The sequence below is a fragment of the Lapidilactobacillus wuchangensis genome (assembly GCF_003946645.1).
Classification (GTDB): domain Bacteria; phylum Bacillota; class Bacilli; order Lactobacillales; family Lactobacillaceae; genus Lapidilactobacillus; species Lapidilactobacillus wuchangensis.
The window spans coordinates 430,901-444,973 of record NZ_RHOU01000001.1 but is presented as its reverse complement, the minus strand read 5'-3'; the positions used below and the strand labels follow the sequence as shown (position 1 = coordinate 444,973).

15 protein-coding genes are annotated in these 14,073 nt (G+C 41.4%); 12 read left to right on the top strand and 3 right to left on the bottom strand.

The genetic code is table 11. The features are described from left to right. Positions 1-26: 26 nt before the first annotated feature. The gene (locus EKM82_RS01885; protein WP_125766634.1) at positions 27-1,277 is read right to left on the bottom strand and encodes a M20/M25/M40 family metallo-hydrolase; all 1,251 of its coding nucleotides are present in this window, start codon (positions 1,275-1,277) and stop codon (positions 27-29) included. A 1,172-nt stretch (positions 1,278-2,449) separates the two neighbouring features. On the opposite strand from EKM82_RS01885, the gene EKM82_RS01880 reads away from it, so the two are divergent. Beyond that, positions 2,450-4,102, top strand: coding sequence for a putative polysaccharide biosynthesis protein (locus EKM82_RS01880; RefSeq protein WP_125766633.1), 1,653 nt, complete (start codon positions 2,450-2,452; stop codon positions 4,100-4,102). Further along, a complete protein-coding gene (locus EKM82_RS01875) occupies positions 4,099-4,833 on the top strand; it encodes a pseudouridine synthase (protein WP_125766632.1) in 735 nt (244 codons plus the stop codon). The genes EKM82_RS01880 and EKM82_RS01875 overlap by 4 nt, the downstream gene beginning before the upstream one ends. Here EKM82_RS01875 and EKM82_RS01870 read toward each other — a convergent pair. Beyond that, positions 4,826-5,680, bottom strand: coding sequence for an NAD(P)H-hydrate dehydratase (locus EKM82_RS01870; protein WP_125766666.1), 855 nt, complete (start codon positions 5,678-5,680; stop codon positions 4,826-4,828). The genes EKM82_RS01875 and EKM82_RS01870 overlap by 8 nt on opposite strands. 249 nt (positions 5,681-5,929) lie before the next feature. Here EKM82_RS01870 and EKM82_RS01865 point away from each other — a divergent pair, with 249 nt between their 5' ends. From EKM82_RS01865 to EKM82_RS01820, 10 genes are all read left to right on the top strand, one after another. Then, entirely contained in the window at positions 5,930-6,325 is a 396-nt protein-coding gene (locus tag EKM82_RS01865) for a hypothetical protein (protein ID WP_125766631.1), read from the top strand. A 48-nt stretch (positions 6,326-6,373) separates the two neighbouring features. Then, positions 6,374-6,763 carry a hypothetical protein gene (locus EKM82_RS01860; RefSeq protein ID WP_125766630.1) on the top strand — a complete coding sequence of 130 codons (390 nt, stop codon included), beginning with the start codon at positions 6,374-6,376 and terminating at the stop codon, positions 6,761-6,763. Positions 6,764-6,919: 156 nt separating this feature from the next. Then, positions 6,920-7,348 carry a hypothetical protein gene (locus tag EKM82_RS01855; protein WP_125766629.1) on the top strand — a complete coding sequence of 143 codons (429 nt, stop codon included), beginning with the start codon at positions 6,920-6,922 and terminating at the stop codon, positions 7,346-7,348. Between the two features lie 529 nt (positions 7,349-7,877). Continuing rightward, a complete protein-coding gene (locus tag EKM82_RS01850; RefSeq protein WP_125766628.1) occupies positions 7,878-8,111 on the top strand; it encodes a hypothetical protein in 234 nt (77 codons plus the stop codon). 27 nt (positions 8,112-8,138) lie between these two features. Next, positions 8,139-8,369, top strand: coding sequence for a hypothetical protein (locus EKM82_RS01845; protein WP_125766627.1), 231 nt, complete (start codon positions 8,139-8,141; stop codon positions 8,367-8,369). 331 nt (positions 8,370-8,700) lie between these two features. Next, positions 8,701-9,396 carry an ATP-binding cassette domain-containing protein gene (locus tag EKM82_RS01840; RefSeq protein WP_125766626.1) on the top strand — a complete coding sequence of 232 codons (696 nt, stop codon included), beginning with the start codon at positions 8,701-8,703 and terminating at the stop codon, positions 9,394-9,396. Beyond that, the gene (locus EKM82_RS01835) at positions 9,389-10,516 is read left to right on the top strand and encodes a hypothetical protein (RefSeq protein WP_125766625.1); all 1,128 of its coding nucleotides are present in this window, start codon (positions 9,389-9,391) and stop codon (positions 10,514-10,516) included. The genes EKM82_RS01840 and EKM82_RS01835 overlap by 8 nt, the downstream gene beginning before the upstream one ends. 109 nt (positions 10,517-10,625) lie before the next feature. Next, complete coding sequence (locus EKM82_RS01830) at positions 10,626-11,597, top strand: hypothetical protein (RefSeq protein ID WP_125766624.1); 972 nt, start codon at positions 10,626-10,628, stop codon at positions 11,595-11,597. 19 nt (positions 11,598-11,616) lie between these two features. Continuing rightward, positions 11,617-12,861 (top strand): hypothetical protein, encoded by a 1,245-nt coding sequence (locus EKM82_RS01825; protein WP_125766623.1) that lies wholly within the window; start codon positions 11,617-11,619, stop codon positions 12,859-12,861. Further along, on the top strand, positions 12,858-13,535 hold the full coding sequence (locus EKM82_RS01820; protein ID WP_125766622.1) for an ATP-binding cassette domain-containing protein: 678 nt from the start codon (positions 12,858-12,860) through the stop codon (positions 13,533-13,535). The genes EKM82_RS01825 and EKM82_RS01820 overlap by 4 nt, the downstream gene beginning before the upstream one ends. A gap of 157 nt (positions 13,536-13,692) precedes the next feature. On the opposite strand, the gene EKM82_RS01815 is transcribed toward EKM82_RS01820, so the two are convergent. Next, a complete protein-coding gene (locus EKM82_RS01815; RefSeq protein ID WP_125766621.1) occupies positions 13,693-14,055 on the bottom strand; it encodes a hypothetical protein in 363 nt (120 codons plus the stop codon). Positions 14,056-14,073: the final 18 nt, after the last annotated feature.

Genomic DNA, 14,073 nt, shown 5'->3' with positions numbered 1-14,073 from the left:
GATCACCAGGTTGTTGAGTAGAAAAGTCATTTTTGATTATTTATTTCAAAATACTTCTGGCAAATCAGTTGGTAGAGGTTAATTGCTTTCAGATAGTCATCTTCGCGAACAAATTCGTTAATCGCATGCGCAGATTCGTTGCCGGGGCCCACGACCACGACTGGCATTTTCGGATTGGCGCGCAAATATTCTGAGGCATCGCTGCCACCAGGAGCGCCGATGCTAAGTGCTGGTTGGCCCCAAATTGCCGCTAAACTGGCTTGGGTGATTTTGACTAATGGCGCTGTTGGTGGTGTTTGCATGGGCTCGTCACTATTAATAATGCGTAACGACAAGTGGTAATCCGGGTTGGCCTGGTTCAAATTGGCAATTAATAATTTCAAATCGTTGATGATCCGCTCATTTGAATATTCGGGGATGGTCCGTAATTTTGCCGTCAAACTAGCTAAATTTGGAATGGTATTGGCCTGTTCACCGGCCTGCAGCATGGTGACGGTGGCTTTAGTCAGCCCCAAAGTTTCATTGCGAAATTCAGTCAGATGAGTAAAATAACGTTTTTGCTCATTATAAAAAGTTATTAAATGGTCCAAGGCATTGATACCGACTTCTGGCACGGAACTGTGCGCGGCCTTGCCCCGGGCGACCACCTGGTAATCCAAGGTGCCTTTATGAGCGAAGAAACAAGCCTGGCGACTATAATTGTGCGGTTGTGCTTGCGGTAATTCGAAGGAATCGGTGGCTAATAATTGGGTCATGATTTTTTTCGAAGAAGCGGTACTAGGCTCACCGACAATCATGCCGGCTAAATCGCTAACAAAATGATTCTTGGTTAACTGTTTCGCACCCAGCCGGCCATTCTCCTCGCCAACAGTGGCAATAAAACGGAGATTGCCATGAAAATTAGGATCTTTACTTAAGCGAATAAAAGCCAATGCCATTGCAGCCAGTCCGCTTTTCATATCGGACGCGCCGCGACCATAAATTTTACCTTGGTCATGATGAGGCATGAACGGGCCATAAGTCCACTCATCAGCAGCCACTGGCGCCACCACATCTTCGTGACCAGTCAAACCAAGAATTGGACCATCATTCTGCTTGTATTGGGCGACCAAATTGACACGATTATAATTTTGATGCCAGGGAATCAGGCTGACTTGAATGCCGTTCTGTTGGAAAATATCTTTCAAGTAAGCCGCAACACTACCCTCGCTACCATTAACGGTAGGCAATTTAATCAAGTTATCCAGCACATTTAACGCAAATTCAGTTTGATTCATCAGGCTACCTCCATTGGCAATACGTTAACTGCCTTCATTATACTAACTTTCAGGAAAAATACGCTGACGAAGGTTAAGGATTTGCTAAATGTCTGTCTAGATAGGTAGGTGCAGGTTGTTTTGCGCTAAAATTAATGGTATTTGCTTTGGAGTGCGCTACAGATACTGATTCGAGTTCTTAAAATCAGAATGAGGTTAGTGTTAAGACTTCCCCAATTTGAAACGGTGGTGGCGGCGCAATTTGAGTGGCGTGGAACGCCATGGGCATTGATTTAAGCTTTTGCTGTGCAAAATCTTAAATACAAGCCTTATCCTAAGCGATAAATCGCCAAGGATAATTTCATGGCTGACGCCAATTGCGCCGCCACCACCAGATGAAAATGGCCAAACTGATCACCACTGTTTGGCTGAACCAGATTGTGATGACAGGAAGCTGTGTGACAATCTTTACTGAAAAAGCAGAGTTAGCACACCGATTTATTTTGCTGTTCAACCATTACTATTGATAGAATTGAGCTAATGAATCCCGCTATCACTGCCATAAATAATAGCAATGATGAAGTGCACCACATCAACTCCAGACGGAATGGAGGGATCTTGGCGTCAGCCGCCAAATTGTTCTTAGTGGCTGGACCACTTAGAACAAGGCTTGTATTTGAGATTGTTGCGCAGCAATAAGCTCAAATCAATGCCGGCCGCGTTCCACGCCAAGCAGCCCGGAATGCAGTCAGACTCTGTTCTGCTTCTGCACTATTGAAACGTGTTCGCAGCGACAAATGGCTATGCCTAATTTGATAATTTGCTCGATCGGTTGCACCGCTCAATCAAATTATCGAAATTAGGCTACGCCAAAAGTGCGTCGCTACTCACACTCTGCTAAAACGTGTTTGCAACTGCAGTCGGCTATGCCTAACTTAATTATTTGCTCAATCTGGTTCGCACCAACTCAAGCAAATAATTGAAGTTACGCTACGCCAACTACCCGCAGCTGCTCGCACTCTATATTTTCTGCCTTTAATGGGTTACAATATTGATATTAGCGTCGTCTTGATTGGTCGATAAGTTTGGTGTTTGCGGCAATCGTGATGGCGGGTTTTTAGTTTTATTCTTTTGACGTTAAAAATTAAATTAAAATTGAAACGAAATCAGTTTCCAGTAAGGGAGCGTTTTTATTGGCGCAGAACTCAACACAATCAGCACCAAGTTCTAAATCGGGCAATTCAAGTCAGGCAAGTTTTGTTAAAGGGTCAGCTTGGATCACTGCTGGTAGTATTTTCTCTCGTATTTTAGGCGCAGTTTATATTATGGCTTGGTTACCAATGATTGGTGACGCGCAAACTGGTAATTTAGCGAATGCCCTATTCAGTAAGGGCTATAATATTTACTCACTGTTTCTCATGATTTCAACGGCGGGGATTCCTGGTGCGATTGCCAAACAAGTCGCTCATTATAATACGCTGAATGAATATCGTGTTGGTCGGCGGCTATTCCATACTGGGATCAAGCTTATGGCGATTTTAGGGGTTGTTTCCGCCGGGCTGATGTTCTTTGGCGCGCCACTATATGCCCAAAGTGCTGCCGAGATTCCGGTGTATCGTTCCTTAAGTGTGGCGGTTTTGATTATTCCGTTCCTCAGTATTTTTCGTGGCTATTTCCAAGGCTTCGCGGAAATGGCACCATCAGCCGTTTCCCAATTTATTGAGCAGTTGGCCCGCGTTGCCTACATGTTAGGGGCAACGTTTGTCATCATGCAGATTCAACATGGGACTTACAAACAAGCGGTGGTTCAATCGACATTTGCTGCTTTTATCGGGGCAATTTTCGGGATTTTGACTTTGTTCTGGTTCTATTTACGGCAACGAGGTAAGTTAGAGCATTTAATGGCGCAATCTAACGATAACCTGCAAGTAACGACCAAGGAATTAGTGATGGATATTATTCATCAGTCCGTACCATTTATTCTGCTCGGATCAGGCATCACAATTTTCCAATTGATCGACCAGTATTCTTTCTTCAAGATGTTACCGCAGTTTTTCCTAGTCACGAAAAAAGAAATGGAAATCTACTTCGCGATTTTTAACTTTAACTCAAATAAATTAGTAATGATCGTCATTTCCTTTGCTTCTGCCATGGCGGTAGCCGCAATTCCGCTATTGTCGGCAGCTCATGCCCGCAATGACAAACGTGACATGGCCCAACAGATCACCAATGTTTTACAATTGTTCTTAATTATCATGGTGCCAGCTTCCTTTGGGGTTGCTGCCGTTGCTGAACCGTTGTATACCTTATTCTATGGTCACGATGTTTTAGGCATTAGTGTTTTACAAGTGAACTCATTTACCGCCATTATTTTAGGTTTATTCACAGTTTTGGCCGCCGTTTTACAGGGCCTTTACCAGAATAATGTGGCGATGCGCTATTTAATTGTCGGGATCGTGGTTAAATTAGTCATGCAATATCCAATGATTGCTTTCTTCAACATTTATGGGCCCATGGTCGCCACAGCGATCGGCATGCTGGTCACCAGCGTCTTAATGTTAATTAGCTTGTATCGACTCTACCACTTCAAATTACAACAAACACTGCGGCGCATGTTAGGCATCATCTTTTTCTCACTGGTCATGTTCTTCTTAACCGGGATTACTGTGAACCTGGTGGGAATGGTCTTGCCAGTGCAACGCAAGATTTATAGCGCCGTGATTTTAATCATTGCTGTGGCCGTCGGGGTAGCGGTTTATGGTTACTTAATTCTAAAAACCCGCCTGGCTGACCGGATTGTCGGTCCGCGCATGGCAGGATTACGCCGGAGGTTACACATTCGATGAGATTAGACCGCTATTTGGCCAACATGGGCCAGGGCAGCCGCCAAGAAGTACGCTTATTAATTAAAAAAGGCCATGTTCAGGTTGACGGCAAGGTTTGTCGGCAAACGGCCACCCAGATCAAGGACAGCAATCAGGTGACCATTAACCAACAAACCATTTCCTATCAAGAATTCAGTTACTATTTATTAAATAAGCCGGCTGATGTGTTGACGGCAACTAAAGATCAGAAGCAGGCGACCGTACTTGATTTGCTTCCGAAAAACTTGCCGCATTATCAAGATTTAGCGCCAGTTGGTCGCTTGGATCGTGATACCACTGGTTTATTGTTGCTTACTAATGATGGTCAACTTGCACATCGCTTGTTGCAACCGAAATATCATGTGGCCAAGACTTATCAAGCTGTCGTTGCTGGTGAAGTCAAGCCAGAATTAGTGGCGGTATTTGCCAAGGGTGTAGAATTGGCCGATTTCACGACTCAACCAGCTCAATTACGTATCAAAAATTACGACGCCAACAAAAAACAATCGTTAGTTGAGCTAACGATTGCTGAAGGTAAGTATCATCAAGTGAAACGGATGTTGAAGACTTTTGACCACGAGGTGTTGGCCTTGAAGCGTTTAAGCTTTGGCCCGTTAAACTTGCCTGCTGATTTAGCAGCTGGCGAGTATCGCGAACTAAATCCTGAGGAAGTCACGGCTTTGCAAACTGCCGGTCAGGCTGGTCTCAAATAGATTGCGATTCAACTGGTCCTTGATATTGCCACATTAAGTGGGGCAACATGGCGATCAGTTGACTAGGTAAAACCAGATATTGTTGCTGGGCTAATTGTTGGCCAGCTAAACTATGAAGATAAACCGCTGCTAGCGTTGCTGGCAGTGGTTTTTTGAATTGAGCGATCATACCAGCAATTACGCCAGTTAAAGTGTCGCCCATGCCACCAGTCGCCATCGCTGCCACGCCAGTTGTATTTTGATAAACGTTAGCGCGCTGATAAATTTCGGTGCGATGTTGTTTAAGCACTAAAATGGTTTTCGTCGGCCACTTTTGCAGGGCTTGTTGGTTGTTGGCGACTGTCTGCTCAGCAATTGTGAGTTGACTAAGCCGGTGCCATTCTTCTTGGTGAGGCGTTAAAATGATTTGGGCCTTGGTCTGAGGAATTTGCTGATGCTCGGCTAATAAGGTCAGCGCCGAACCATCAATGATCACCACCTGTTGTTCCGCGAGTTGGGATAAAACGCGTTGCAATATTTGCCAAGCAAAATCAGTTAAACCTAATCCTGGGCCAATCACGACCACATTGCTGGTTAACAACGTTTGCGTCAATAACAGGTCATCATGCCAATCCAAAAACATAATTTCTGGGTGTTGACTATGAAGTGCGGTGCGATTAACTGGGTCACTGGCCAAGGTTGTCAAGCCAGCGCCAGTCAACAAAGCTGCACTGGCACTCATGATGCCTGCGCCACCATAAATCGCACTGCCAGCGATCACTAGAACCCGGCCGAAAGTACCTTTATGACTTTCCTGAGGGCGGGGCTGAATCACGTCATTTAAAATTTCTTCAGTAATTTCCTTCATCAACTTGGCAACTCCTTCGTTTGAAACCTTTATTTCAGTATAAACTAACTAGTTGAAAAAATCTTAGAATAGAGGTTCACTTGATTTTATTGTGAGTTAGTTATCGAAATTAACTCACTAAAATAAACGATAAATTTTATTGGGATTAGTTTTACCTGTAAATGAGCCTTTATTTAATGATGTGAAAGCAGTATACTGATGATATAAAATGAAATTAATTCACAAAATAAATATTTATCAGGTGAGTAGATGACCACAAAGGAGCAACGAGGCAATTTAATCCGTAGAATAATCAGTCTCATCATTGTGACGCTTATTTGTGTTGTACTGGTGATTGGTTTGGTTAAAGCGCGTGATCTTTTCTTGACTGTAACAACAGTCGTGACGCTTGCTGTTGGCGCCAGCTTTTACTTATGGCTTCGACATTTGCAACAACAGCGACAGTTCGCAGCAATTGATCAATTTTTAAAAATTGTCGGTCGATTGATGGAAGTGGCCTTTATTACACTTAGTATTGCCCTGGTTGTTTTCAAAATTGGTTTTAAAATATCGACCAGTCAAACTTTGTATTTTTGGTATTCAATTCTTGGTGTTGCCCTACTTAGGGAAGCAACCCGGCTATATAGGTTCTTTCGCGTCGATTGATCTGATTTGTGTGGGACTATTCGTTGTGAATTGAAGGAGGTTGGGTAAATGAAGCAGCTGGTTAAAACAACCGCTGATATTTTGTTAGCCTTTGTTTATTACTTGTTTGTACTGGGCAGTCTAATCTACACCACTAAAGTTCCGTTCTCAACTGATTTGGTCGTTGGGACAATTATTGGCGCGTTGTTAATTGCTGGATTGATTTACTGGTTGATCAGTTATTTGCGCCAAAAATTAACGGCGGCAGATTTAAAACAATTCTTACGTCATCGCCGCCAGGATTGTAAAATTATTTATTTAAGTATTCTAAGTTTAATGCTGCTGTTGCTTTGGGCACGTCTGATTCCAGCTTCCACTAACATTTACTTCATTTATGGCGCTGGCTTGTTTCTACTCACTTGGTTTGTGATTGATTTAGAGCAGTCGATTAATGGTTAAACACTATCGGATTGCTTGCCTTCTGGTATCGACCTCGGAGTAAACGCAAGTTCGATGCATGATACGAAAATTTAAATGTTCAACTTTTAAAATGACATTGATTAAGGGGGTGATCTGGTGGGCAGACGACGCCAAATGCTAGTGTGCTTATGGTTAATGCTACTAATTATGCTAACTGGTTGTGAAAAACAAAGCGCTAGTTCAATTAGTGCTGCCGGATTTCAAAAGAGTTGGTCAATTGGTAAGCAATATAATTTTGATTTTAAACAGGAATTAGGTCGTGGTTGGGTTCAGGAGTTTAATCAGAGTGAATACCATTTTGTGGTACCGAATAAAATTAGCTCAACTCAAAAAGAAATAGCGCTAAAGCTAAAGAATTACCCAGATGCAATCACTTTTTTCTTTATTGATGAAGTCTTGATTACAGCGGAAACGACGGCAAATTCAACCGAACGAATACTGGTCCCTTTGTCTACAGCTCAGCGAAAGCCAGGGCGTCATCAGCTAAACTTAATGCAATTTCAACAGGATGACAGTGGCCTGTCAATAACAATGAATCACCTGATTGAATATTGGGTGGAATGATATTTAGAACTATCTGGAGGATTATGATGAGAAAAATAAATAGTCGACTATTTAAAATTTCGCTAGGCTTAGTACTTGCCAGTGTGCTGTTGATAGGAAATAGTGGTCCAATTCAGAATTGGCGCTTATTCTGGAGTACTTGTGTCGTGATACTCCCAATTTTGTTAGGCTTATTAGAGCAGGGTAGCATTATTTTGCCTTAAAGAATAAATAGTTGCCCTGAGTTTGCCATCTTTCTGATATAGGCGGCTTTACTCGACAAACCACGATTAGTTTTTCAGACTAATCGTGGTTTTTGTCTTTTCAATAAGATGTTTGAAAAAAACTGCCAGTTGTCACAAACGCCACTGATAATCATCACTGAACATTCCAAGGACGGCCAACTTTAATAGACAACTTTTTTCGTTATTTAAACTTCTTTGGTTGTATAAATGCGCCGTTCTTGCTAAATTGACGGTAATCAGTCGTGCCACAAATATGAAACTGTTAAGGGTTTGAGCGATAATAATTAGTTTGGAGGAGACTAGCGATGGATGTTGACAATGTTTTGGGACCGGGCATTTTTGGTCTGGTCGTGTTCATCGCTGGTGTTTGGCAGCTGATTAGTTTCGTGAAGTATTTCAATTCAGCGGCAAGTCACAAAATTCGGCAACGTAACTTTCATATTGATTTCTCATTGTGGTTGAGCTTGGCTTTTGGACTAATTATCGCAGCAATCGGACTAAGTACTTTAATTAGCGCCGTGCAAGCCTATCTTAAATAAACCAATATTTTCAGGGGAGGCGTCTTCATGAATGCAAATCAAATCGTCCCATTAGCTTTTGGGATAGTTTTGTTAGTCGTTGGCATTTGGGAATTGCTGACGACCGTCAAGTATTTTAAAAAATTAAAGACTGGCAAGGTCAAATCAAAAAGTGGCTTTATTGGATTTGCCGCATGGGACAGTCTTATTTTCGGCATTGTCTTCACTGTGGCCGGCCTGACAGCCTTAATCAGTTCACTGGTAAATTTATTCAGGTAATCGTTCTTCAGAGAAGGTTAAGTAAAGAATAACAATTGAAATTCCTCACCATGATTAAATAGCTAAGCTAATCATGCTGGGGAATTTTTTGTTTGGAAACGATAAATTTATTAGGATAGGGACTTAAAGTTATTGTGATTCAGATTTGCAAATGCGCGCCTTTACAACAGCTTAATTGAAAATTCAAAGTCGAAAATATGAATTAGAGTAAACACCGCATTTCTTAAGTAATCACTAAATTAGTTTTTTGTGATTGAAAGCGCTTTTTAATTTTATTTTTTGTGCTAAGCTTAAATTGTTAAATGATTAACATTTTGGGATGTGAGTGTTCATGCTGATATTGGATAATTTCTCCGTTTATTATGGCCACAAAAATATCATTACTTCACTAAACTTAAAGATTGCCAATGGCGAGATCATTGGGCTAGTTGCGCCAAATGGTAGTGGGAAAACAACGTTAATGCGAGGGATGACAAGCTTAGCGCAAGCAACTGGTCAGATTGAGTTGAACGGTGCTGTACCGACACATCGTACTGAGTATCGACGTCAATTTTTCTTTGCTGAAAGTACAGCTATTTTTTTGCCTTATTTGACCGGGCGGGATTATTTGCGATACGTAAAAAAAGCTTGGCATTCAACAACAGAACTAGCAGAAATCATTCTGCAAACGCGAATTAATGAATTTGTTGATTGGCGAATTGGCAAATACTCACTGGGGATGAAGCAGCAATTATTGTTGGCAATGGCGTTATTGAGTAGCGCCCCAATCTTAATTCTTGACGAACCAATGAATGGTTTAGATCCAACAAACTTACACGTCTTCTCACATGCCTTGCAAAAATATGCCGACCGTAACAAAACCGTTCTGATTTCTTCCCATATCCTCGACAATGTTAGCGAGCTTTGTAATCACGTGGTGTTTTTGAAGCAAGGTGTCATTGTTCAAGAGCTGGAGCAACCGACAACTACCGAATTAAAAACAACTTATTTACGAGTATATGCTGATGAGGTAGTTAATCATGATTAGATTTGAATTAACTCGTTTTCTTAAAAATAAAACGAATTGGCTATTGGCGTTGTTGCTGGTGACACTAACATTTTATAATTACCAAAAAATTCAAAACGACACATTTAGTTGGGAACAGCAACAATACCAGCAACTTTTAGCAGATGAACGTGAATCGGCCGAAGACCTGAAGTCAGTTAAAGCGGCCCAAGGTGCTTATCACAATACCAAAAAAGTGATTCGCTTACTTGAACAGGTCGAAACAACGATGGCCGCAGGTAATACGCCCCAGAATGTACCTCGGATTAATCGCGCTTTATATCACTATGAGCGCTTTAACTTGAAAATGATGACTGCGGGACAATTATCTAGTCGACCAAGGATTGATCAAGAAGTGCTAGTAAAAGAACTGGCATACAAGGTGAACCAGCAGATCACGCTGTACAGCACTAACAGTAAACAAGTGCCGATGATTAATTACTTGACTAATTTATTTGCTGAAAATGTACCGGTGATTATTTTTATTTTAGTATTGATTATATTAAATGCACCAATTTTCATTTCCGATCACGATCCGGCGGCAACTAATTTCCTAAATTTAGTGCCAGAAGCGCCTTTCAAAAAAATTGTGACTAAAGTGGCGGCTTTTAGTCTGCTCAGTGTGCTAATGCTGATTTTGTCGTTATTGCCGATCAGTCTTTTTTTAGGATTCAAAAACGGTTTTGGCGATTTGGCTTATCCTTTAGCCGGCACCAAAGATTCTGTGACCAGCACTTTGGTTACTTCGGCCACATTTCTTAAGTGGACTTTATTAATTTTACTGGCCGTTAGCCTATTAATTATCAGTGCCAATTATTTGATTTCAGCCTTCACCCGTTCATATGTTGTTTCGCTAAGTCTTAATTTAGTATTGTTTGTTGGTCTCAGTCAGTTACAAATGAGCGCTAATCCTTGGGCTAAATGGTTGCCTTGGTCGTATTTTGATTTGCCAAAGGTTATTGTGGGCCGTAATTCATTATCGTTAGGCGTCAATCCAGTCGCTTTGCAGCCGGCAACTGGTTGCTTAGTCCTGTTAGGATGGGCATTATTTTGTTTCATGTTAGGTTTTATCGCTAAAAAATTTTTCAGAATTCGGCATTAAAAAATTGCGTTATTGCCGTTCAAAGATAGCAAAGGTAAAAGTGATTTTTTCAATCACTAATCTTAAATTCATTCCACACTAATCAAACCAAATAAGAGGTGTCAGGGCAATGCATTACTTATTTGTGGCCTTTAATAGTCGGAAATATCGTTGGTTTCGGCTAATTATTTTACTCAGTTTGACTGGGGCCATTTTTCTCGCCAATTATTATCAAATGCGGCAATTACGCACGCAAACAGTTAAAAATTTAACCATCGAGTGTCAGCAGCTTGAGAAAAGAATCCTTTCTGATGGCACTTTGTCGCCGCCGCAAAAATTGGATTTAATTGAGATATCAGAAACTGCCGGCACGCAATTAGGCGCCTTGAATTTTCAAAAAACAGCTTTGTATTTAAAAAAGCAACGTCAAAAAATTCAGTTGGCAGAACGTTATTATCAAAAATATGGCAATTGGGAATTGATTGAGTCACGGCAGTCCAGTTTGGACAAAAAGTGGCAACGCCAATATTTAAATCAACATCAGCTAATACCAGAAGACCAGTTGGCGACAACCGTTTATCCCAACGGTATCTTCGCTCTATTCAGGACGTTAACGCAACCAGTGTTCTTAATTTTGTTGCTATTCACGCTCTTAGTGCCCTTAGTCTTGCAATTACGCAGCCCCTCATTTACATTAATTCGACTTAATGCGGCTTCAACTTGGCATTTAATACGTCAGTTAGTTCTTTTAATGACTGGACAAATTTTGTTAGATTTGGGATTTGTTTTTGGCGTGGTGGCCTTATTAACTAAAATAGTTGGTCAGCCCTCACTATTTACCAAAGACCGCAGTAGCTGGCATTATCCATTGGTTGATCACACATTTCTGGATCAACGCTTATTGTGGTTATTATTCGTATTGGTGCTACTGGTCATGTTAATCATGGTCCTACTAATCGTTAGCCAAGTAAAGTCATGGCCGCCAATGCTCACAAGCTTGATGTTAATTGGTTTAGTAGGCATTTTATTATTAACTGCCGATCAACCCAGCTTGCAAGTGGGTGTTAATCCGTTCAGTTGGTTATATCAGTGGCCATTTTAATGGCGGAAGAAGGTATTTGATGAGCGCGTACTTAAAGTTTCACTGGCAACTATTACGTCGTCGTTGGCCATGGGCAGGTCTGATCATCTTAATTCTGGGCGTAATGTGGGGCGGGCTACTTCACGAGCAACAGCAACAGACACGCTATGTGACTGCTTATCGTGAATACTTAAAGGCTTCGGCTAAACGTTGGGCTAACCGGCCTGATGATGCCGGAACATATGGGTCAGCCAAATTCCAATTAGCTTCATTGAAGGATCCCGCTGAATATGCGCAAAACTATGCCCAAAGCTTGCCTAAATATATTTCGCGCCAGCGATCTGGTAGACAGATTTATCCTGATGTGTTTTATCATGTGATGGTTTTTGATAGCAATGGCAAAGATCCATTTCACAATAATGAAACCAAAGCGACAATTCAAGAGCTGAAAATCGTGACTCAACAAAAGTTAGTGACCTTGTTTCCAACCAGAATGTTAACCAACGAGAAAACGGCCACTAGTTATTCAGGATCTGAAGAAGAATATCAGAATTTTTTCCAGCGGTCGTCACAGCGGTTTTATACCACCGGCTGGTATTTCTTAGAACATTATTTACGGCAACCACTAGTGTTGGTGCTGATTATTAGTTGCTTAATGATGCTTATCTTTGATTGGCCCCAGTCACTAAGTAAACAGGAATCCCAAAGCCATTGGTTGCGTTTGACGCAAGTTTCTTGGCGGCGCCAGTATTATACAAACTTTATTAATAAAGCGATTGGCAGCCTGCTTATTTTGCTAAGTATCTTGGGGATATTTCTATTAGGTAGCCGGTTAATTGCTGAATGGGGCAGTTTACAATACCCAATTTTTATTTGGCAAGGACTTAAGAAATTTGCTTTTAAACCACTTTGGCAAGTCTTGTTGTTGAAAATCGGTTTGTGCTATTTATTGTTGTTGTTTGCGTTTGCTTGTTACCAGTTGTTGGCCGTGATGACTCGCTCAACGGTTCTGACGACGTTTAGTGCAGCGTTTATTTGCTTATTAAGTCTACTGGTACCGCCGGTTTGGTGGTCACCACTAAGTTATTTTGATGTTCAACGAACAGTCGATCATTTCCGCTATTTGGAAATGGGCGCGGGAAATTGGTGGTTGACGATTATTGTCTTGCTAGTCTGGACCGGGCTGTTATTATTTAGCGGTGATTTGATTTATCAGCTGCATGAGCGTCGAAACGGCCAGCAAATGTATTTAGGAAGCCATAAACTGAAGGGGATGAGGGCATGATTTTAGCAGTGAATCAATTGAACTTTCAATTTTCCAAGCGGCAAGTGATCTTCAATCAAGCCGACTTGCAAATCAATCAACCGGGAATTTACGGTTTAGTTGCACCAAATGGCAGTGGCAAAACAACCTTATTTAATTTAATTACTCATTTATGGCATCAGCAAAGTGGCATCATTTTGCTGAACCAGTCGCCGAATAGTCAGCAAGCTGTTTTCCAGAATATTTCTTACTGTCCCAGTATTGATTGCTTATTTCCTCAGCTAACCGGCGCTGATCACTTGCAGTTTATTGCCAATGCCCGCCAGATCGACGTTCAACAAACGGCGCTTATTAGTCAACGTTTGAAAATAACACCGTTTTTGCCGCGACGAGTCAGAGAATATTCTCTTGGCATGAAGCAACGATTGCTTTTAACGATGAGTTTGTTGCCTGAAACGCCAATTATTTTATTAGACGAGCCGTTCAATGGCATTGATCCCACTAGTCTGCGATTAATGCGCGCCGAACTGAGCGTCTTGGCAACTTCAAGAACGGTGCTGATTGCTTCCCACGATTTAACTGAACTGGCGCGAATCTCGCGAGGCGTTTATTTCCTCCAGCGGCAACAATTCACTTATTGCGAAAATAGTGACCAAATTGATTTGGAACTGAAGTATCAGGAGTTGTATGAGTGATTTTAAGTGAACTGCGGTGATGGTACTTCTTTTTTCGTTATTTACAGTTTAGCGTTAAAAGGCAGATAACGTTAATAAAGTAAAATGAATAACAGCTATATCTCATAAAAAAGGACAATTCTCATGGTAGAATTGTCCTTTTTTATCATTAACAAATTTATGATTGCTGCTTAATGAAGGCAGTCAGTTTACCCGCAAAAATACTGACTAGCATTAAACTGAGGCAAAAGAAAGTGAGATTAGTTGACTGAAATACCGGAATTGTCGGCCGATAATTAGCGATAAATAACACGATGATCATGCCACTACTAATTCCCGCAAGCATCAGCGCCCATTTAGCTGATTTTCGGGCAAGGTTCTGTAAGAAGAGGACGATTGCCAGCGAAACAATTAAATCAAAAAGTAACATTTCACTAGTGGTTGCGAAGACGCCCTTGTAAAAATTTGAGAACAAGATATTTAACAATAACAGAATAACTAAGGCAACATAGCCAATCCCCGCAATTCTAGATTGTTTCATAATTTGCTACCTCCTAGT